General features: G+C 36.5%; 13 protein-coding genes and 1 riboswitch. Of the genes, 7 read left to right on the top strand and 6 right to left on the bottom strand.

Annotation, left to right across the window (positions count from 1 at the left end):
* Position 1: 1 nt before the first annotated feature.
* The 5 genes from bshC to pckA all read left to right on the top strand — a co-directional run bounded on the left by bshC (position 2) and on the right by pckA (position 7,210).
* Positions 2–1,588 (top strand): bacillithiol biosynthesis cysteine-adding enzyme BshC, encoded by a 1,587-nt coding sequence (gene bshC / locus ACR1PO_RS11115; protein ID WP_433986809.1) that lies wholly within the window; start codon positions 2–4, stop codon positions 1,586–1,588.
* A gap of 38 nt (positions 1,589–1,626) precedes the next feature.
* The gene (locus ACR1PO_RS11120; protein ID WP_433986810.1) at positions 1,627–3,603 is read left to right on the top strand and encodes a LysM peptidoglycan-binding domain-containing protein; all 1,977 of its coding nucleotides are present in this window, start codon (positions 1,627–1,629) and stop codon (positions 3,601–3,603) included.
* Between the two features lie 71 nt (positions 3,604–3,674).
* A complete protein-coding gene (fabD, locus tag ACR1PO_RS11125; protein WP_433986811.1) occupies positions 3,675–4,550 on the top strand; it encodes an ACP S-malonyltransferase in 876 nt (291 codons plus the stop codon).
* Between the two features lie 10 nt (positions 4,551–4,560).
* Positions 4,561–5,466: a GYDIA family GHMP kinase gene (locus ACR1PO_RS11130; protein WP_433986812.1), complete on the top strand. Its 906-nt coding sequence runs from the start codon at positions 4,561–4,563 to the stop codon at positions 5,464–5,466.
* A 127-nt stretch (positions 5,467–5,593) separates the two neighbouring features.
* Positions 5,594–7,210 carry a phosphoenolpyruvate carboxykinase (ATP) gene (gene pckA, locus ACR1PO_RS11135; protein ID WP_332388381.1) on the top strand — a complete coding sequence of 539 codons (1,617 nt, stop codon included), beginning with the start codon at positions 5,594–5,596 and terminating at the stop codon, positions 7,208–7,210.
* Between the two features lie 49 nt (positions 7,211–7,259).
* Here the strand turns inward: pckA and ACR1PO_RS11140 are convergent, their stop codons facing one another.
* Positions 7,260–7,697, bottom strand: coding sequence for a hypothetical protein (locus ACR1PO_RS11140; protein ID WP_433986813.1), 438 nt, complete (start codon positions 7,695–7,697; stop codon positions 7,260–7,262).
* A 70-nt stretch (positions 7,698–7,767) separates the two neighbouring features.
* The gene (locus tag ACR1PO_RS11145) at positions 7,768–8,175 is read right to left on the bottom strand and encodes a type II 3-dehydroquinate dehydratase (protein WP_332388379.1); all 408 of its coding nucleotides are present in this window, start codon (positions 8,173–8,175) and stop codon (positions 7,768–7,770) included.
* Positions 8,176–8,420: 245 nt separating this feature from the next.
* Positions 8,421–8,520, top strand: a riboswitch (SAM riboswitch).
* A gap of 83 nt (positions 8,521–8,603) precedes the next feature.
* On the opposite strand from ACR1PO_RS11145, the gene ACR1PO_RS11150 reads away from it, so the two are divergent.
* Both ACR1PO_RS11150 and ACR1PO_RS11155 read left to right on the top strand, forming a co-directional pair.
* The gene (locus ACR1PO_RS11150; protein ID WP_433986814.1) at positions 8,604–11,537 is read left to right on the top strand and encodes a SusC/RagA family TonB-linked outer membrane protein; all 2,934 of its coding nucleotides are present in this window, start codon (positions 8,604–8,606) and stop codon (positions 11,535–11,537) included.
* A gap of 17 nt (positions 11,538–11,554) precedes the next feature.
* Positions 11,555–13,048 carry a RagB/SusD family nutrient uptake outer membrane protein gene (locus ACR1PO_RS11155; RefSeq protein ID WP_433986815.1) on the top strand — a complete coding sequence of 498 codons (1,494 nt, stop codon included), beginning with the start codon at positions 11,555–11,557 and terminating at the stop codon, positions 13,046–13,048.
* A 240-nt stretch (positions 13,049–13,288) separates the two neighbouring features.
* Here the strand turns inward: ACR1PO_RS11155 and ACR1PO_RS11160 are convergent, their stop codons facing one another.
* From ACR1PO_RS11160 to ACR1PO_RS11175, 4 genes are all read right to left on the bottom strand, one after another.
* Positions 13,289–13,609: a hypothetical protein gene (locus tag ACR1PO_RS11160; RefSeq protein ID WP_433986816.1), complete on the bottom strand. Its 321-nt coding sequence runs from the start codon at positions 13,607–13,609 to the stop codon at positions 13,289–13,291.
* Between the two features lie 149 nt (positions 13,610–13,758).
* Positions 13,759–14,211: a hypothetical protein gene (locus tag ACR1PO_RS11165; protein WP_433986817.1), complete on the bottom strand. Its 453-nt coding sequence runs from the start codon at positions 14,209–14,211 to the stop codon at positions 13,759–13,761.
* 1 nt (position 14,212) lies between these two features.
* Positions 14,213–21,079 (bottom strand): RHS repeat-associated core domain-containing protein, encoded by a 6,867-nt coding sequence (locus ACR1PO_RS11170; RefSeq protein WP_433986818.1) that lies wholly within the window; start codon positions 21,077–21,079, stop codon positions 14,213–14,215.
* Between the two features lie 6 nt (positions 21,080–21,085).
* Positions 21,086–21,553 (bottom strand): T9SS type A sorting domain-containing protein, encoded by a 468-nt coding sequence (locus ACR1PO_RS11175; protein ID WP_433986819.1) that lies wholly within the window; start codon positions 21,551–21,553, stop codon positions 21,086–21,088.
* Positions 21,554–21,556: the final 3 nt, after the last annotated feature.

Below are 21,556 nucleotides of genomic sequence, written 5' to 3' on the forward strand. Positions count from 1 at the left end.
GTTGAAAACAATTAATAAAATATCATTTAACGATATAGAAAGCATTCCTCAATTAGTAAAAGATTTTTTAAATCAGAAAATCGAGGGTTTTGAAAATAATACATTTTCCTTAGAGCATTTCAGACAGCAGATTCATCTGAAAAAAGAGTCTTTCGCATCAGAGAAAAGAAATATTTTAACTGAAGTATTCGAAAGCCAGTTAACAAGTCTTTCTCTTTCTTCAAGGCAGAAAGAAAACCTTGAGAATCTTAAACTGACCAATACATTTACCATTACGACGGGACATCAGCTGAACCTGTTTTCAGGACCTGTTTTCTTTGTATATAAAATTCTTCAGACCATTAAGACATGTACCTATCTGAAAGAAAATTTTCCTGATTTTAATTTTGTTCCGGTATACTGGATGGCTTCGGAAGACCATGATTTTGCAGAAATCAACCATTTTAAAACCGAAAATAACTATTACGAAACCAATGAAAAACCGGGTGGCCCGGTAGGGCGAATTGCAATCAGTGATACCTATTTTATTTCTGAATTTGAAAAAGAATTCAAAGATTCTATTTTCGGTACGGAACTTATCCTGATGATGAAGGAAGCTTACCAAAACGGAAACACGTTGACAGAAGCCATTAAAATTCTTGTCAATCGTCTTTTTTCAGAATTCGGGCTTTTGATTCTGGATGGAGATTCCGTGGAACTTAAAAATCAGATGAAAACGATTTTTAAGGATGAACTTCTTAACTGCAGTTTACAGAAAACTTCTAAAGATAAAGTAGATTTTCTCACAGAGAAATATGGGAAAGTACAGGTAAACCCACGTGAAATTAATCTTTTTTATCTTTCTGAAACCAGAGACAGAATTGAATTTGACGGACAAAAATATATTATTGTAGATAAAGGAATTTACTTTACAGAAGAAGAAATTCTGACTGAATTGGAAAATCATCCTGAAAAATTCAGCCCGAATGCTTTGATGCGTCCGGTATACCAGGAAAATGTACTGCCTGATCTGGCTTATATTGGAGGAAATGCCGAAATTATGTACTGGCTGGAGTTGAAAGATTACTTTTCTAAAATCAATATTCCTTTCCCGATTCTGATTCCAAGAAACTCTATGCTCTTCCTGAAAGAAAAAACTCTAGGGAAAATTGAGAAACTGGATCTTAAAATAGAAGATTTCTTCCAGAACTTCACGGTTTTGACCAATCAGAAGATTTTAAAAGACAATCCCATTTTACAGTTGCTGGAAGAAAAAGAAGAATTACTGGTTAGTAATTTTTCAGCATTGAAGGCTTTGGCAGAAACTACTGAAAAGTCTTTCGGAAATATGGTGAAAGCAGAAGAAGTACGGCAGCTGAAATCATTTAAAAGAATGAAAAAACGCTTGCTTCATGCCGAGAAAATAAAACAGAATGAATTGCTTGAAAGACTTGAAAATCTGTTTTTAGATGTTCATCCGGCCAAAACATGGCAGGAAAGAGTGTATAACTTTAGTGTATTCTTTTCAGATTATGGCTATTCATGGCTTGAAAATTGTTTGGAAGAAATGGTGGTTCAAGATTCCAAATTAATAATTGTTGCCATTTAATTTTAAAGAAGTATTTTTGTAAATTATAATTATCGAATATGATAAAGAGGTTTTTTATTCTATCCAGTTTATGTATGGTTTTGGGAGTTTCAGCCCAGAAATCACATACGGTTGTGCAAGGTGACAATCCTTACAACATTGCAAAAAAGTATGGAATGACTGTAGATGAATTGCTGAAGCTAAACCCAAAACATAAAGATGGCAAACTGGCGATCGGAGATGTTTTAACCATAAAATCAGATAAAGCAGCCACTCCGGTTGTGACAAAACCAGCTCCGGCAGAAAAAGTAACTTCAGCCACAAGTGCTTCTGCTTTAGGTAAAATTGTTTTACTGCCAAAGCAGACCATTTATGGTATTACAAAACAATACAGAATTTCTGAAACTGATCTTAGAAAACTGAATCCCGAACTGGATTCTCACATGAAAATCGGAGACGAAATTACCTTACCTCTTTCCAGTATTAAAAAATACGGAGGTTCACAGCAACAGGCTGTGACCACTGAAAAGCCTGCGGAGAAAGCTGTAGAAAAAGCGGTAACAGCTACAACAACAGCAACAACAACACCAGCAGCAGAAGAAGGAGAGTCTTATGTGATCCAGGCTAAAGATAATTATTACAGGATCACAAAACAGTTTGGCATCAGCCAGCAGGATCTTTTTGCCTTAAATCCGGGATTGGAAGAAAAAGGACTTAAACCTGGTGATGCGATTAAAGTAAAAACATCCCATACTAGCAGTACTAATACTGACACAGCTGCTGAACCTGCCAATCCAAAAGCAAAAATGGATTCAGGAAATGAAAAATCGACGGCCTCTTCCAATGTTGTCGCAGGAGATGATTACGTTACCTATACTGTACAGCAAGGTGATACTGTTTTCTCTATCGTTAACAAATTTGGAGTTTCTATAGACGAACTTATTGCTCTGAACCCGGATCTTTCACATGGTTTGAAAACCGGAATGGTTTTAAAAATCAAAAAACAGGATGCAGCATATGTAAAGAAAAACGGTGATGCTTTAAGTGTAATACTGATGCTTCCTTTCGGGTACAGTACCAACGAAACTCAATACAGAGGAATGGCACTTGACTTTTTGACAGGAGCTAAACTTGCTATTGAAAGAAATGCAAGAGGAGGACAGAAACTGGACGTTAAAGTAGTAGACTCAGGGAATGAAGCTTCATTCAAAAACTCTTTGACACAGATCAACCCCGATAATACAGACCTTATCATCGGGCCGTTCTTCAAATCCAATGTTATTGATGTCCTTGATTTTACAAAAAATCAGAAAATTCCGGTAGTAGCACCATTTGCCAACACTCCGGAACTATATAATTACAGTAATCTTATTATCGTTGAAACCAATAATCAGACCTATGCTGATAAAATTGTAGAAGAGGTAAAAGGAATCTATTCAGATCAGAAAATATATGTGGTGGCAGATGCCAAGAAAGAAAATGCCAACTACATCAAGGCAGGACTTGAAAAAGCTGTAAAAAATCCAAATATCATGATTGTTAATTCTCCGGCAGATATCCAGCTGGACCAGAATATGATGACAGGACAGTCTGCTCCGGTTATTGCTATTCTGGCAAATGATGATAATGCAGTTGGAGATGCTTTTGCCAACAGAATCATTACTATTTCTAAAGAAGTTCAGGGAGTGAAGGCATTCAGTATGTTCTACGCTCCGGTTTTTGAGAAAAAAGTGGATGAATTGAGCCAGGCAAATCTGGTTTATCTGATGGATAGAAAAATCAATACAGATGGTAGCTTTGAAAAAGAAATTCTGGCTGCCTATAAGAGCAAATACTGCAAAACTCCGCCAAAATATGCTATCGTAGGTTTTGATGTGGTAAATGACATGTTAACCAGAGAAAATAAAAAAGGAGAAATCTTTAAACAGATGAATAAAGTTCAGACTCAACTTGCTACCAAATTTGAGTTTGTAAAATCCAAAGCTAACGGTGCTTATGTAAATACCGGTTACAGAGTAATCAGGTTAGTACCGTAACATGATTTATAGCTCTTTAAAATAATATTGTTAACATTATAGTTATATTTGCATAATATTTAATTCAATACATGAAAGCACTTGTATTTCCAGGGCAGGGTTCTCAGTTCGTAGGAATGGGAAAAGAATTGTATGATTCTAGAAAAGATATTAAAGATCTGATGGAATCTGCCAATGAAATTTTAGGTTTCGATATTCTTTCCATCATGTTTAACGGAACGGATGCGGATCTTAAGAAAACAGAGGTTACCCAGCCTTCAATATTTATACATTCAGTAGCAGCATTAAAAGCAGTAAATGGGCTTGGTGCTGAAATGGTAGCAGGACACTCTTTAGGAGAGTTTTCGGCTTTGGTTGCCAACGGCGTTTTATCCTTTGATGATGGTTTGAAATTAGTTTCCGAAAGAGCAAAAGCTATGCAGGAGGCTTGCGATGCAAATCCAAGTTCTATGGCGGCAATCTTAGGTTTAGACGATGCGAAGGTTGAAGAAATCTGCGCGCAGATCAGCGGAATTGTTGTTCCTGCAAATTATAACTGTCCGGGACAATTGGTAATTTCAGGGGAAACACCGGCGGTAGAAGAGGCTTGTGTAAAGTTGAAAGAAGCAGGAGCAAAAAGAGCTTTGCTGTTACCTGTAAACGGAGCTTTCCATTCACCATTGATGCAGCCTGCACAGGAAAGACTGGCGGCAGCTATCGAAAAAACCAAATTCAGAAAAGCAACGATTCCTGTATATCAGAATATCACTACTACAGCGGTAACAAATCCCGATGAGATCAAACAAAATCTGATTGATCAGCTTACCGGTCCTGTAAAATGGACGCAGTCTGTTCAAAATATGATTAAAGACGGTGCATCTAATTTCGTAGAAGTAGGACCAGGGAAAACCCTTCAGGGATTAATCAAGAAAATTGACGGATCAGTAGAAGCTACTTCTGCCATCTAAAAACAAATATATGAACGCGATATTTTCACCGGGCAAGCTTATGCTTACTTCAGAATATTTCGCAATCGATGGAGCTCTTGTCTTAGCGGTACCTACCAGGCTGGGACAAGAGTTTTTCTTTGAAGAAACCGATGATAAAAAATCTCTCATTATCTGGGAGGCCTATCATCAGAATACATTATGGTTAAAAGCTGTCATTGATTATAAAAACTGGCAGATCCTGGAAACCAACATTCCATCAGGCGCTGAATTTATTACCAGAACATTAAAGAATGTTCAGCAGCTTTCTCAGACTAAATTCAAAACTAACCTTACTTACCATTTAAAAACCAATCTTCAGTTTCCTGCAGACTATGGTTTGGGAAGCAGTTCTACCCTGATGACCAACCTGGCGGAATGGGCGGGGATTGATCCTTTTCACCTTAATACGATAAGCCTGGGAGGAAGCGGATATGATATTGCGGTAGCAAAAGAAAAATCTGCAGTTCTTTTCCAAAGTAAGCCTGAGATCCAATATGAAAAGGTCACTTTTAATCCTTCTTTTAAAAATGAGCTGATTTTTATCCACTTAAATCAGAAACAGGACAGCAGGGAAGGAATCAGTTTTTACAAATCCAAAAAGAAGTCTCCGGAACTGATCAGTGAATTTTCGGAAATCACAAAGAAAGTAATGTTATGCGATGAATTGGAAAATTTTTCCGAATTAATGATGATTCATGAGCGAAAAATAGCCGATTTTCTTGAAATTCCCACAGTTAGAGAGAAGTTATTCTCAGGTTGCCCTTCATTTGTCAAAAGTTTGGGTGCATGGGGCGGAGATTTTGTAATGAGTGCCAAATTTGGGGGCTATAAGAACTATTTTTGGGACAAAGGTTTTCCTGCCGTTTTTGAATGGTCTGAAATAATTAATTCATAATCAGTAATTTACAAAACCGTTTTTTTGTTTGCCATTCTGACTTATATCAGTATATTTAAACCACCTTTAACAAATAATTAATATTATTTTTGTTGAAAGCAATAAAGAAATAGAAAATATAAGTAAAATGAAAAACACTAAAATCATCCAGGATTTAGAGAAATTAGGGATTAAAGGAAACTATGAAGTAGTGTATAATCCTTCTTATGAAGAATTATACCAGGCTGAAGTTTCTCCTGAAAATCAGGGATTTGAGAAAGCTGAGCTTACAGAATCTGGCGCGGTATCAGTAAAAACAGGAATTTTCACAGGTCGTTCACCTAAAGACAGATATATTGTTCAGGATGATGTTACAAGAGATACCATTTTCTGGGATGGTAAAGTAAATTTACCTACAACTGCGGAAATTTTCGGGTCTTGTAAAGAACTAGTGATGAATCAGCTTTCCGAAGCTAAGAAAATTTATGTTGTAGATGCTTTCTGTGGTACGAATGCAGACACAAGACTTAAGGTAAGATTTATCGTTGAAGTAGCATGGCAGGCACATTTTGTGACCAATATGTTCATTCGTCCTTCTCACTATGAGCTTGAAAACTTCGGTGAGCCGGATTTTACAGTAATCAACGGATCAAAAACAACAAACCCTAACTGGGAAGCTCAGGGGCTTAACTCTGAAAACTTCATCATGTTCAACCTTACTGAAAAACTACAGATCATCGGAGGAACATGGTACGGAGGTGAGATGAAGAAAGGAATGTTCGCAATGATGAACTACTATCTTCCATTAAAGGGTATGGCTTCAATGCACTGTTCTGCCAACGTAGGAGAAAAAGGTGATGTTGCTTTATTCTTTGGTCTTTCAGGGACAGGGAAAACTACTCTGTCAGCAGATCCTAAGAGATACCTTATCGGTGACGACGAACACGGATGGGATAACAACGGAGTATTCAACTATGAAGGCGGATGCTACGCTAAAGTTATCGACTTATCTGCAGAAAAAGAACCGGATATCTTCGCTGCCATCAAGAGAGATGCACTTCTTGAAAATGTTGTGGTGAACAATGGAGTAGCAGATTATACAGACGGATCAATCACTGAGAACACAAGAGTTTCTTATCCAATCTATCATATCAACAAAATTGTATTACCTTCTAAAGCAGGTCACGCTAAGAAGATTGTTTACCTTTCAGCAGATGCATTCGGAGTACTTCCTCCGGTTTCTATCCTGAATGAAGATCAGGCTCAGTACCACTTCCTTTGCGGATATACGTCTAAATTAGCCGGAACAGAAAGAGGAATTACAGAACCAGAACCATCTTTCTCTCCTGCATTTGGTGAAGCATTTCTTACATTACACCCGACGATGTATTCTAAAACACTGATCGGTAAAATGAAGGAACATGGTGCTAAAGCCTATTTGGTAAATACAGGTTGGAATGGTACCGGAAAGAGAATTTCTCTGAAAGATACAAGAGCAATTATTGATGCAATCATTGACGGTTCTATTGACAATGCTCCTAAAACTCAGGTTCCGATCATGAACCTTGAAATTCCTACTGAATTGCCAAATGTTTCTACAGGTATCCTGGATCCTAGAGATACTTATGAAAATGCTTCAGAATGGGAAGAAAAAGCAAAAGATCTTGCTTCAAGATATATTAAAAACTTTGAACAGTACTGTGGTACAGAAGAAGGGAAGAAGTTAGTTGCTTCAGGACCTCAATTGCAGGAACAGACTATTTAAAAGTTATCAATAAGCATCAAAAAGCCTCATCACTGATGAGGCTTTTTGATTAAATTTTTTTACAGCTCTTAATCAATTCATTTTGTTCATCCAGTTTATGGATTGTTGATTTAATTAATTCTTCGCTTAGATTTTTTATGATCATAAAATGTCTTGAAGAAAAGTAAGATTCTTCATCCAATATTTTCTCTAAATACTTTGGAGTAGTGAAAGTCAGCCAATATTTTTCTTTATTGGAAAGTTCAATGGTGACTTCTATAGCATCAGATTCAGTATCCTCTATTTCATCATCAATATGAATAGAAGTTATTTCTGGTTCATTGTTTAAACTAAAATAAAAATCAGAATACCATCTCAGTTTTCCTTCATCATTCCAGATTCTTATATTTTCATCATTTGTTTCTTCAACGATATAAGATTTTCTTTTCGTTAATTGCCCGGAATATATCCCAATATTTTTACAGTAAATCTTATCCTTTATATTCATAAATTATTCTCCTGTATGCATAATTATCTGTAAGGATCCGTGCGGTCTGAAGGGGAATATAAGCTAAAAATTACTTCAAGCTCAATAAAGCCAATCTGTATCCATCCATTCCAAAACCTGATAAAACCGCATCCGTATTGGCTGCTGTTACAGATTTCTGTCTGAACTCTTCTCTTTTGTAGATATTACTGATGTGAACTTCGATTTTAGGCTTTCGGATATTTTTTAAACAATCCGCAATGGCATAAGAATAATGAGTATAAGCTCCCGGATTAATTACTACTGCATCAAAATCACCTTCCTGAAGCCTGTTGATAAGTTCCCCTTCAATATTCGACTGATAATATTTTAATTCGTGAGAATGAAACTCGGATTTTAAAATTTCCAAATAACTCTCCATAGAAACGCTTCCATAGATTTCCGGTTCCCTGGTACCTAAAAGGTTAAGGTTTGGTCCGTTTATAATTAAAACTTTCATACTATAAAATTAAAAAGTTTTTCCAATAAAATCACATAGAAATTAAACTGTGCTGGATTTTTATGTCATTGAGTTATTAGTAATGATATTTGTCATGTTTAAAAATAATGTAACGCTTGTAACTCCTTATTGTATTGAGTTTTATTAAAATTTTATGTTAATTATTGAAAATTTATCATGAAAAAACAATAAGTCTACTTGTTTTGTAGACTAAAAGTTTTTAGCTTTGCAACCATATTTCGATCGGCTTATAAAGAAAGATGGAGGGAACTGACCCTGTGAAATCTTAACAACCTACCCGTGGGGGCAAGGTGTTACATTCAGCCTTTTAAGGAAAAATAAGCATTTGGTTTATCGTATTTATCGATGCCCTTTGCTGACTTTTCTGCAAAGGGTAAATTTTTAATATATGATAAATAAAATTGATTATGATTAGCAAAAATTTATTCAATTCTAAAATATGGATGCCTCCGGTAGCTGCATTTTTTTTAGGAGTAGCTAATGTAAATGCGCAGAATTCAAACCCCAAAAAAGACAGCCTTCATGAAAAGGAGATTGATGAAGTGGTAGTGGTAGCGTATGGAAAAGCAAAAAGAAACAGCTATACCGGTTCTGTGGCGACAATTTCCAGTGATAAGATCAATAACAGACCTGTTACCAACATTACCAAAGCATTGGAAGGGCAGGTAGCGGGGATTCAGACGACAAGTGCATCTGGCCAGCCGGGTGCTGTTTCAACCATCCGAATCAGAGGAATTGGTTCAATAAGTGCTTCCAGCGATCCATTATATGTAGTGGATGGAATTCCTTTTGACGGTAACCTGAATTCTATCAGTCCGAGCGATATCGAATCTATCAGTGTTCTGAAAGATGCAACAGCAAGTGCTCTGTATGGTTCAAGAGGAGCAAACGGGATTATCATTATTACCACAAAATCAGGAAAAAAAGGAGAAGCCAAAGTTAATTTTAATATCAGCCAGGGTTTCTCCGGAAGAGCAGTAAAAGATTACGAGCAGGTCAATACCGATCAGTATTTTCAATTATATTGGGAGGCGTTGAGAAACGGATATCAGTCCGGGAAAGTTTCTTCCCAGCAGGCAGCTCAGATGGCTACAGATAATCTCGTTTCAACCCTTGGGATCAATCCATACGGGACAGCTTATCCGAAACCTGTAGGAACCGATGGAAAATTATTATCGGGTGCATCACCACTCTGGAATGATGACTGGAGAGATATTTTACAGAGAGTAGCATCAAGAAACCAGGTGGATCTTGATATCAGCGGAGGAAGTGAGAAAAGCAATTACTTCTTTTCCCTTGGTTATCTGGATGACAAAGGGATGGCTATTGAATCTGGCTTTAAAAGATATAATACCAGGCTGAAAATTAATTCTGAAGTTAAGAAATGGTTGAATGTTGGAGTAAACTTAAGCTATACCAACAGTATTCAGCAGGCACCTACTTCTTCGGATTCCAAGGCCAGTAATATCATCAATGCAGCAAGATTCATTCCTTCATTCTATCCTTATTATGAAAGGAATGCGGATGGAACCTACGTTTTGGGTGCTGATGGAAATCCGGTTTATGATTTTGGAAAATACAGGCCTACGAATGCTTTACAGAATCAAAATGCGGCTGCAACCCTTCCGTTAGATAAAAACGAAAATAAAGAAGATAACTTTTCAGGAAAAGGATTCATGGAATTCACTTTTTTACCGGAGCTGAAATTCAAAACGAGTTTTTCTGTTGATCTTGTGAATTATAACGGACATTATTATTCAAATCCATTGCTTGGCCAGGGAGCAGAAATTGGAGGTTCGGTAACGAAAACGAATACCAGAACGCTTTCGTATACAACCAGCAATATTCTGACCTATGATAAAAAGTTTGGAAAGCATCACATTAACGCGTTAGCAGGACAGGAATTTTATAAGTACGATTATCAGACAATTTCCGGAACAAGAAGCCAGTTTTCATTGCCTTATTACTATGAGCCGGACGCTGCATCACTGCTGGGAAGTTTCAGTGGAAACAGCAATAAATTAAGCTTATTGAGTTTCCTTGGAAAAGTAGAGTATGATTATAATAATACTTACTTCATTTCAGCATCAGGAAGAGCAGACAGTTCTTCAAGATTTGCAAAAGATAACAGATGGGGAAGATTCTGGTCTGTTGGTGGTTCATGGAAAATATCCAATGAAGAATTCATCAAAAGCTTAAATGTTTTCAATCAGTTGACATTACGTGCCAGCTATGGAGGGCAGGGGAATGATAAATTACTTCGTCCAAATGGTCAGCCCCTTTATTACGCTTATCAGGAATTGTACAGGTTTATCAGTCTTGGCGGAGAACCGGGGACCACCCTTGAAAAAACATATACCAATAATGTGAAGTGGGAAACCAACCTTAATTTAAATGTAGGATTGGAATTCGCGATTCTGAATAACAGAGTTAAGGGAAATATCGAATACTTTAAAAGAAAAAGCCAGGACCTTCTCTTTAATATGCCGGTGGCTCCATCGTTGGGAATCAGTGACTATCCTGCCAATATCGGAACGATTCAGAATACAGGGTTTGAATTTTCATTATTCACAACCCCGATTAAAAATGATGATTTCCAATGGAATGTGGATGTGAATCTGAGTACTTTAAATAATAAAGTGACCAAACTACCCGGAGGTTCCTTAGTGGTGGGGACGAAGTTGCTGACAGTAGGAGGCTCAGTATATGATTTCTTTATTCCGGAATGGGCAGGAGTAGATCCCAGCAATGGAAAACCTTTGTGGAAAACGGTGACTACCGATGCCAGCGGAAACTCAGTAGAAGGAACTACTTCAGAATATTCTAAAGCAACAAAACTGCTGCAAGGTTCTGCATTACCTAAGCTGACAGGAGGAATCAGTACCAGTATTACTTACAAGAATTTTGATTTTTCAGGATTACTGACATTCAAAATCGGAGGTAAAATTTTAGATACCGATTATACTTCCATCATGCATAACGGAAGTGCCGGAGGACGCGCATGGAGTTCTGAAATCCTGAACAGATGGACGCCTGATAATCCTTACACAGATGTTCCTGCATTAAGTACAACAACGAATAACTGGACATCCACGTCTTCAAGATTTTTATATTCAGGTACGTATGCAAGGCTGAAAAATGTGAGCTTGGGATACACACTTCCTGAAGATTATTTTGAGAAAATAGGACTCAAAAAGTTCAGAATTTATATTCAGGCGGAAAACCTTCTGACCTTCTATAAACATAAGGGAATGGATCCTGAACAGGCTTTGGACGGAACAACGTATTACAGATATCCTGCCATGAGAACGGTCACTTTTGGTCTTCAGGCAACGCTTTAACCTTTAAAATTGAAATAATGAAAAAATTAAAATATATATCATTTGCAATCATTGGATTTTTGTCACTGGCAAGCTGTGAAAGCGATCTGGACACTGCTCCGACTGATCAGGCTAACAGCGTAGAAGTTTTCAAAACCGCTGAAAGTGCTGAAACAGTAGTGAACGGTACCTGGGCAAAGTTTAATAATGACGGGACAACCTATGCCAATATCGGGTATTCCACTGTTTTAAGGGCCAGCGATGCGATGGGAAGTGATGTTGCCGTATTAACGAATAAGTACGGTTTCGCTTCCACCTATGCTTTTACCGAAATGGTGAACAGTACGGCAAGCCGTCCGTTATTTATCTGGTCTCTGTTGTATTCCACCATCAATAATATGAATAATGTCATTACAAGAATTGACGGTACGGAAGGAAGCCAGGAGAAAAAAGACCAGGTGAAGGGACAGGCAAAAGCATTACGTGCTTTCTGCTATCTGAATCTGGCGAGCTTTTATCAGTTCAGCTATCTTAAAGATAAATCAGCATTGACGGCTCCTATTTATACGGAACCCTCCACAACAAGTACGGTAGGGAAGAAAAGAGCAAGTCTTGAAGAAATCTATACTTTGATTAAAAGTGATCTTACCGATGCAGATAACCTGTTGAAAAATTATACAAGAAATAATAAAGATAAAATCAACCGTTCTGTCGTAAACGGGCTTTTAGCAAGAACTTACCTGAACACGGGTGAATGGAGCAAAGCTTCAGCATCAGCGAAAATTGCAAGGGAAGGTTTCCCTCTGATGGCTCCTGAAAAGTACAAAGAAGGCTTCAATGATATCAACAATGCCGAGTGGATCTGGGGGCATGCACAGACCCAGGAACAGTCTGATGAAAGTTATGCCTTCCATTATCTGGATGTATCTTCTTCAGGGAGTTATTATTACAGCTTTATGGCGGATCCTTATTTTAAAGACCTTTTTGATACCAATGATATCAGATCCCAGTTGTTTTCATGGGACGGGCAGAAAGGAAGGGAAGGATTACTGAGATATGCCAAGTTTAAATTTAAACCAACCCTAATTGCAGATATTGTGTACATGAGAGCTGCAGAAATGTATCTGATCGAAGCGGAAGCGGAAGCCAGAAACGGAAATATTCCTCAGGCTGTCACAGTTTTGAACCAGTTGAAATCTGCCAGAAATGCCAATATTTATAATGGCTTGTTATCGCAAAGTGATGTTATCGCAGCAGTTCTGATTGAAAGAAGAAAAGAATTATTCGGAGAAGGGTTCTCCCTTTCAGATATTATCAGAACGCAGGGAACAGTAGTAAGAAAACCGTTTGTAGATGCTGATGGCAAACCGATAAAAGTTCAGGTAACTACACCAGACGGTACCGTGAAAACTGTAGACGGTAAAGGACATTCTGTTCTTGATTTTCCGGATAAATCTGCTTTTGTACCGAACAGCAATTATTACTTATTCAGTATTCCTCAGAGAGAGTTTGAGAATAACCCGAATTTATGAGGTAACCCATAATTAGATTTGATTTTTTTAACCACTGCGATTGCGGTGGTTTTTTTTAGAATTTTTTCTCAAAAATATTATCTCCATAAATCATAATTTCGAGAGCATTTCTGAATGTTGTAATTTCTTACATACTCGAATAAAATAAAATTCCTGCATCAATTGATACAGGAATTTGAGAAGTATTAAAGTGAGTATGATATTGATAAGTCTTTATATATCAGCGTATTATATCTAAGTTTAGTTACTTTGATTTTGAGCCTTTTCAATCAACATATTTTTCCCTAAAAACTTTAAAATAGATGATAGCTTATATAAATCATAATCAATAATATCTCTATTTCCCTCTATTACTGCGCTAATGAATTCATAGTCCTCTACAATACTTCCAATCGTCAACTCATTAGGATCTTTATAGACATCATATAATTCAGTATCAAGTATATTCCAATATAAATCTTGATTAATAAATACAGTTTCATCGATTAAATCTAATTTATCTATTAAAATTTTTAAAATTTTTTTAATATCATGAATTTTTAATTCTAAATTATTTTCCATTGAGTATATTATTTATATTTTTATGAAATGTCTTTATCTCATGTTGCAAGTGCTTAATTCGACTTTGGATAATTTTATTTCTAACAATTTCATTAGGCGCTTTTTTGAGAATACCAACATTGTCATTCTGTGCTTTCTTAATCATCTTATCAACACGATTTAAATTTATACTTCCAGTGCTTTATTTTATACTTCCAATAATTGCGATCCATATTAAATTCTTCATAGGATATTTCAGGGTTATCTATATCTCCAAATAAAAATTCATATTGATGTTGTGAATTAGAAGTTTGCATTTCAAAATAGAAAGGTTCAGTCCACTCTTCTAAAGTATCATTTCTTCCCCAAATCATTATCCCGTTTATTGAAAAACTATTATTTGACAGTAATCTTACATTTGTTAATAAACTATCATCTAACCATTTATTTCTATCCCAATTTTTATCATCCAATAAATGTTCCTCTAATATTGATGTTAATAATATTGATGTATCGCCCATTACTTCATTATAATAGTCAATATGATGGGCGAACTTTATATTTTCTATATTTTGAGTAACTTCTAATAATAATAAGTTTTGTAGTTCTTCTAATGATTTCATACTATTTACGTAAAAATTTCTCTAATGATTTTATCAGATCTTGTTCAGCACCCTGTCTTTGACCGTGCTGCCTATTTTGTAGCTTACTTGCATTAGGGCCTTTCAATGTTGTACTCTTGATTCTTTTTGGAACACTTTGTTTTAATTCTTTTAATAATATTTTTAATTCACCTTTTGAAAAATTAACTAAGTCTTTCACTCTGGGCAATGCACCATGAACTTTTCCTGTAGCATCTAAAGACGGTAGTTTTTTTAAAAGGCCAGCTCCTTTAAATACACCACCTGGTCCAAGAGGAACATCACCCGTTATAAATTTCATTTCAGTCCATTCTCCTCCGAAATAAGTATAAATTTTTCTATCAGCACTAAAATTATCCCAGCTCCAAAATTCCTTTTCCCAGATTGCAGGACCACGCTCTGCATATATATCTCCATTTTTAGCATTTTTCGGACAAGTAGGACAATCTCCATCATCATTATCTTCTACTGCTGTCTTTTCCATATGCAAAGTATGGTTAAGCCCTGCAACTACCCCACCAATCAAAGCACCTTGCCAGAAATTCCCACCTGTAAGCTCAGAACCTATACCCCCTGCTGTTGCACCAAAAGCAATAGTTCCTACTACACTATTAGCAGCGTTCCCTGCAATTTCTCCAAAAGCAGAAGCTCCTAAACTTCCCAACGCCCCTGAAACAAAAGACTGTTGAAAACCTTGGTTCTGCATCAAAGATAAAGCTCCCTGAGCTACACCGTGCGCAACAGCTTTTACAACAACGGCTGCATCTCCCAAGCTTTTAGCAAACTGGGTAGCTGCTCCGGCTGTGGTACTAAAGACACTACCTATTCCAAAAGTGACAGCTCCTGAAGCTGCTCCGAAGAATATAGCTTTCAATCCCCCTGCTAAAGATACACCCTGGTTGGTGATTGCTGTGGTAATCATATAGGATGTAAACCCAATGTATGCTCCTATAATCACCGCTTTCCAGAATAAAACACCAAGCCCTAAAAACTGGAAAAACTCTCCGTTAGGATCATTGAACATTAATGGGTTATTCATTGCATACCCATACTTATTATAATTCTGGGTATTGAATGGCTCTTGTATATTTTCATCCGCATTTAAGAATCTTCTGAGTAATGGATCGTACAATCTTCCATTCATATGGATGATACCCACCTCGGCAAAATGCTCATGGCTGGTGTAACCACGCTCAATAATGAGATCCTTCGACAAGCTCAGGATGACATCTTTGTCTGTAATAATAGCTCCATTTCCAATTTGAAGATGAGTGAAATTACCCCACGCATCAAAATGTCTTTGTTCCAGCTTGTTTCCGGCTTCATCACTGATGGCTAGAATGCTTCCTATATAATCTTTATGCAAGAATTTATAAGAACCGCTGCTCTCTGTAAAGTTCTTTAAATATACAATATTAGATTCATATGGTGTTCCTCCGATATAAATGATGTGTTTTTCTTTTCCTGTGGTGTTATCCCTTACCACTTCATAGCTTCCGTCTTCACTGTAATACTTCGTGAATTTACCTTCTCCATCGGTACTAAAATTACCTCCAGAGGTTACTCTCTGTCTCATTGAAGTTAAGCCATACTGGAAGGCTACATCTCCTTTTTCTCCATCGATGAATACAGGATCATTATTTTCATTATAAACAATGCTCTGGATTAAGTCATTGTTATAATTCTGTTCTCCGGCAGCATTTAATGTCATTCCTGTAACTTGGTAAATCTTAGCAGAATTTTCAAACTTGATCGTTCCTACCTGATCGTTTTGGGTAATTCTTCCTTTAATGTCGTAAACATTTCTGTTAGCTGTTGGTTTGATTCCGGTTACAGGATTCGTCCAGTTCACCAAACGATTATTATCATCATAGTCAAAGGATTCCACAATATTGAAATCTCCTCCCGTAGTTCTGCTCTTCAGCTCATTTTTGATGGCATCAAAAGAGTAAGAAAGTTGCAAAATAGAAGGTTTTACCTGTGATGAATGATTAACACTGGTTAAGAAGCCATAAGAATCATAAGTATTATTAATATCGGCTGCTCCTAATTTGGTTTTCAGTGCTTGTCCTTTAGCATTGGCTTCTTTGAGTTCCCAAAGAGCTTTGCCTGTAACTTTGTCTTTTACCTGATACAACTCACCGTTCCATGTACTGTACACATTTTCTATTTGTACTTTGGTAAGAACCCCAGAAGAATACAATTGCTTTTCGTAAGAAATTACTCTTCCTTTATCATCGTAAGTAATGCCTTTCTGAATAAAGTATTTTCCGTTACTGCTTTCGGATGAAGAAAGTACTCTTCCTTGTGGATCGTAGGAAATGTTTGAGCTGTAAGCTTTTCCATTAGATGTACCACCTTTAGAAATTACCCTCCCTTTATTATCATAAGTATAGGAAATTGACTTATTGGTAGCTTGTCCTCCATCTGTTGTAGAAAGTTCTTTCTGGGAAATTAATTGCCCAAGATTATTATACGTATATTCTTTAGTTCCTTTAGGACTGATAATCTTCTTCGGTTGCCCGAAACCATCATACTCATATCTGTAGATTCCATTAGAAGGATCATTAAACTCTGATTTTCTTCCCCATGAATCGTATTTTGTAGTGACAATATTCTCTGCATATTGAGCTTTGGTCTGTTCTCCGGCTGCATTATAAGAGAATTGGATTGTTCCCCCTTTATCTGTCGAGGAAATTACATTTCCTAACGCATCAGTTGTTTTTGATGTGGTTCTTCCGTAGCCATTTATTTCTTTAACAGTGGTCATTAAACCGGAAACAGATGTTTCCATTTTCTTGCCATTGAATGCTGTAGATGTTACTTTGGCAGGGAACACGGAGTCGTCATACTCTACTATATTCCATTGATCTACCCCCTGTCCTTCATAAAAGGGTTCCGATTCTTTGATTTTTCTGCCTAATACATCATATTGAATTGCTTTTAAGATTGAGTAGCCTTGCTTAAAAGCTTTAATGGAAGTCATGTATTCCTGACCTAATGCATTGGTATATTTTTTCGAAACATCACCATCAGGATCATTTTGAGTAATAATAATATTAGTTTGTGAGTCTTTTTCGTACTGGTAGGTCGTTGTCCCTTCTAAATTACTTTTAGAAGTTAATAACTTACCCCAATTATCATAGGTATTAATAAGGGTATTACCCAAAGGTTCGGTTTGTTTTTTAATCTGACCCCAATCATTGTATTCAATATTTGTTTCCAGTCCTAAATTGTCAGTTTTCTTTATGACAAACCTTCCTTTAGGATCATAACCACTTGTTGTGGTCTGGGTTTGGGAGTCAATACTATTGCTGATTAATTTATTTGTGATATTTCCAAAGCCATCATAATTGTATGTTTCAAGTAAATATCCGGTATTATCCCTGTTCCATATTTTTAACGTTTTTAAAAGGTTGTTCTCGTAAGTATATTCTTCTTTAGAGGATTTGGTATCGCCATACGCTTGTACCATATCAGTTTTAGTTTTTGGACGTCCAATATAATATTCTGCACCAATTCCTGAAGGATTATTAATATATTCAAACGTTGATGTAGTGATACCATACCCATTATTAACATTAGAGATACTTTGGTTCGGTAAATAATAATCCCCATAAGTAACACTTCCGGTTGTAAGTATTCCGGTCAAGAAATCTTTGGATTTTGTATTTTTCGGAACAATAGCTGTTACCACTTTAGGTTTATCGGCAGCAGCTACTGTTGTTACAACAGTTCCGTTAATCAGCTTATCTATTTGATAAATTATAGATTTGAAGCTTAATAATTCAGTGTTGTTTTCTGAAATATCTGCGGGAAATACTTTACTTTCATCATTGGTTCTAATCGACCATTCTTTTACAGGGAGTCCGTCATTCAACGGATCAATCTCTGTTCCTGACCATACTTTGGTATTTTCAAATCCATCGGAATACCAAGAAGAACGGGCTGTCTGACGATAGCCAATAAATCCTTTTCCTGTGTTGTGATTCAAAAATCCTCTGTATCGGAAATCCTGATACAGTACCTTACCTTGAGAAATCATTTTATTTATTTGAGCCACCGCAAATGATTTTGGTAATTTGGATGATTCATAATAAGGATATTCTTCTTTTTTTGCAGGTAAATAAAAGTTAGGATTAATATCCTGGTTCAGTTCTTTATAAACAACATTAAGTGTTGTTCCTCCCTGTTCTATGGATTTGATCCTTGATAAGTTAGTCAGAGAGGGATGGTTATAATATTGTGCATAGTTTTCTGTACATCCTGGACAATTGGCAGGCTTCCCAACAAGTATAAGCTGTTGGTGAGTGTTATTCATTGTTATTTGGTTAAAGGCAATGGCTTTTTGCGGATAACTGTTCGTCCACACTCTTGTTTTATAGAAAGTATACTTACTGCTGGTATCTGTACCTTGGTGGATGCTATAATTGTCTATTTTGTTGAGTGAATAGACGGAGACCTGTGACAAAGTGTTTTCCTGGTCGTTATGAGCATCCCACTCATGCTCTTCATACTGGACTTCAGTAACGATAAATTCTGATTTTCCATCTCCATCAATATCATTAACATCATAATTAAAATAGCTAAGTTTTACACGATCACAGCTATTTCCTAAAAATCCGCTATGACTGTCTTTGAAATATACCGTTGCATTAGCCTGAAATGGAGCTAATGCTATGGTAGAAGTTGTAAAGATCTTACCATCAGAGATCAATAGCTTCCATTGGTTGGTGTTATTACTTACAGGGATCAATAGATCAGCTTTATTATCTCCATTAAAATCAGCAAAGAAACTATGTCCGTGCATCATGGAAAGAGATTGTCCTGCAAAGTTTCCAACAGTTGATTTTGTATAAGAAGCCGAAGATGATTTTACGATATTATAAACGTTTAAAATTTCCCCAGTAGAATTTTTGATTTCAATAATATCTTGTAGACCATCCCCATTTAGATCTGCAAAAAGTCTGACAGGTTTATTTATTGAGATATTAGTTCCTGCCTCCTGATCCAAAACATAGAAACTGTTATCCGGTGCAGAGTTTTGATCTAAATCATACAATAGGGTTGTATAAAATTGTGTTGTAACAGTATAATCGTTCGGATTGGCTGGTTGTTGAGGAGCTCCACTACCTCCCGTTGGATCTGTTGGGTCAGTTGGTTGGAAAATACTTGGATCTGTACAGGTTAATGTTCTGCTTATATTCAACAAGACTTCAGAAACTCCGTCTCCATTATGATCGTAAGCATTGGCTGAAACTGTAAAGAAATTATAATTACAAAACCAGCCATCAATTTTATACATATCATCTCCCACAAAATACTGATCATGCTTTAATGTTTTTGAATACTCGAAAACTAATTGTTGGCTTGTAACATCAACAGAATAAATCTGAAGCTCTATATCAAACATATCTGGCTGTGATGTTTCTTTTTTAACAGGAACAATCAAACCAATATTATTTTTGATATAATTGTCTTTTTTAAATGTAATAGGAGTAGCTCTGCTAAAGTCCCCTGATGTAAACTTAGAGGAATCATAACTTAGTGTAACCTCAGATACGCCTTTATAGAGCGAGCTTCTATATTTCAAAACGCCATTAGAGACAAATTCAATATAATCAGTTTCTCCATCTAAATTAAAGTCTGCATATTTTTTAGTTCCATTGGTTGCACTAAAAGATTGGTAAGGAATATATTCTGTAGCATTATTTTGTTCGTAATTAAAAATAACCGGGTTTGCAGCAATATTTTCGGCATTGTATTCGGTAATTTTCTTGGCGAACTGATAGCTTGTACCATTATCTGCATATTCAATAGCATATCTTTTAAATTGACTACCATTGGATTTTACAACAATATCTTTTAATAATTTATTTTGTATAAACTCAATACCACTTAAGTAGTTAATTTCTTTTAAGGTTCTTGTATCAAAATAGTTAAATTCAATAGTATTAAAATGAGACTTACCCAACAGCTCGTTTCCTCCCCACTGAATATTTGAGATTACGGCAACATTATCTGATTGTGTATAATTATACGTAATATAGTTTCCTTTTATATCCTTCCATTTTACTATATTATACTCTAGTGGAGTTCTTGCAGAGCTTGATCCTAAGGCTATACCACCATACCAAGCCTGTGAACCATCTTCAAAAGTTATTTCCCAATATTCGGGACCTTTCCATATTTGTCCTGCAATGGTTCCTATTGATTTTATTTTTACGTTAGAATATTTTTCAGTAACATATTCTGCTCCATCTTTTCCATATTCACCGGACTTTAGGACTAATCGCTGCCCATTAAAGCTGTAATAATCAGAATAATCTGCCTGAATACCTTTAACAGATCCATCCTTATCAATATTCTTGCTTATTCTTGAAATTGCTGTTATTCCCGAAATATTCCATGAATAACCTGCTATTCCATTAGGGGAGCCACTTGTATACACTAAGTTAATTTGTGGTGCGACGCTTTTTACGCCTGGTGGTAGCGCAATAGCCTGGCTAAATTGAAGCTGACCACTGGCGGTAACATCAACATCCCCCTTGGTATCATGAAAACTCTTTCCATCTGGAGCTGTCGTTCCCGATGGATTAGTTGCTCCTGCATTTGAATCGGTAGGACCACCGCCCGGATTCTCCGTTGCTGGACCAATTTTAGCTACGAATGGATTTGATGAGCTGGAAGACGCTCGAAATCCTGGTGCCAGCACCACTGTTTGTGGATCCTGAACCGTTCTTGAGGTACTCTCTGCCTGATACAGTATGGTCTGTGAAAGGCCCATTACTGACCATAATGACAGTATGAATGATGAAAATACTTGTATTTTCTTATCGTAAAGTTTCATGGTTATTTATCGTTTGGTGATGTTTTTACTGAAAATTCTGCCATCTTTTAGCGTAAAGCGTACAACATACACTCCCCAGTCATAACCTGTCATATTGATTTTAACCTGACGGTTTAAGTCCGGGATATTCTGTTGCTGAAATTTCCAGTGAATTGTACTGTGCTGATACAATGAAACGGATTCTATGAGTCCATCCACTTCTTCTGTCCAGTCTATGGTAAGATAGTCATTAACAGGAACCGGGTAGAGGCGTATTTGTTTCAGGAATGTTTTTTCATCAATAGCGGGAGCTTGTCTGGTAACGGCTGCTACCTTTGGCTCTTTTGAAACCATTTCTTCGGCCTGTTTACCAGCAGCATCGATTCCTCTGTATCTTTGGTTTCCGGCTTCATCATATTTAAAATACACTTCGGTTTGGGAAAAACCGAAGAATCCTATCATCAGTGATGATAGTGAGAGTAATTTTCTTTTCATTTG

It is taken from the genome of Chryseobacterium amylolyticum, assembly GCF_051011775.1.
GTDB lineage: Bacteria > Bacteroidota > Bacteroidia > Flavobacteriales > Weeksellaceae > Chryseobacterium.

What these genes read in the sequence shown, in the direction of transcription:
- ACR1PO_RS11120 (WP_433986810.1), top strand. Translation starts at nt 1,627, where the DNA reads ATGATAAAGAGGTTTTTTATTCTATCCAGTTTATGTATGGTTTTGGGA.
- fabD (WP_433986811.1), top strand. Translation starts at nt 3,675, where the DNA reads ATGAAAGCACTTGTATTTCCAGGGCAGGGTTCTCAGTTCGTAGGAATG.
- ACR1PO_RS11130 (WP_433986812.1), top strand. Translation starts at nt 4,561, where the DNA reads ATGAACGCGATATTTTCACCGGGCAAGCTTATGCTTACTTCAGAATAT.
- pckA (WP_332388381.1), top strand. Translation starts at nt 5,594, where the DNA reads ATGAAAAACACTAAAATCATCCAGGATTTAGAGAAATTAGGGATTAAA.
- ACR1PO_RS11140 (WP_433986813.1), bottom strand. Translation starts at nt 7,697, where the DNA reads ATGAATATAAAGGATAAGATTTACTGTAAAAATATTGGGATATATTCC.
- ACR1PO_RS11145 (WP_332388379.1), bottom strand. Translation starts at nt 8,175, where the DNA reads ATGAAAGTTTTAATTATAAACGGACCAAACCTTAACCTTTTAGGTACC.
- ACR1PO_RS11150 (WP_433986814.1), top strand. Translation starts at nt 8,604, where the DNA reads ATGATTAGCAAAAATTTATTCAATTCTAAAATATGGATGCCTCCGGTA.
- ACR1PO_RS11155 (WP_433986815.1), top strand. Translation starts at nt 11,555, where the DNA reads ATGAAAAAATTAAAATATATATCATTTGCAATCATTGGATTTTTGTCA.
- ACR1PO_RS11160 (WP_433986816.1), bottom strand. Translation starts at nt 13,609, where the DNA reads ATGGAAAATAATTTAGAATTAAAAATTCATGATATTAAAAAAATTTTA.
- ACR1PO_RS11165 (WP_433986817.1), bottom strand. Translation starts at nt 14,211, where the DNA reads ATGAAATCATTAGAAGAACTACAAAACTTATTATTATTAGAAGTTACT.
- ACR1PO_RS11170 (WP_433986818.1), bottom strand. Translation starts at nt 21,079, where the DNA reads ATGAAACTTTACGATAAGAAAATACAAGTATTTTCATCATTCATACTG.
- ACR1PO_RS11175 (WP_433986819.1), bottom strand. Translation starts at nt 21,553, where the DNA reads ATGAAAAGAAAATTACTCTCACTATCATCACTGATGATAGGATTCTTC.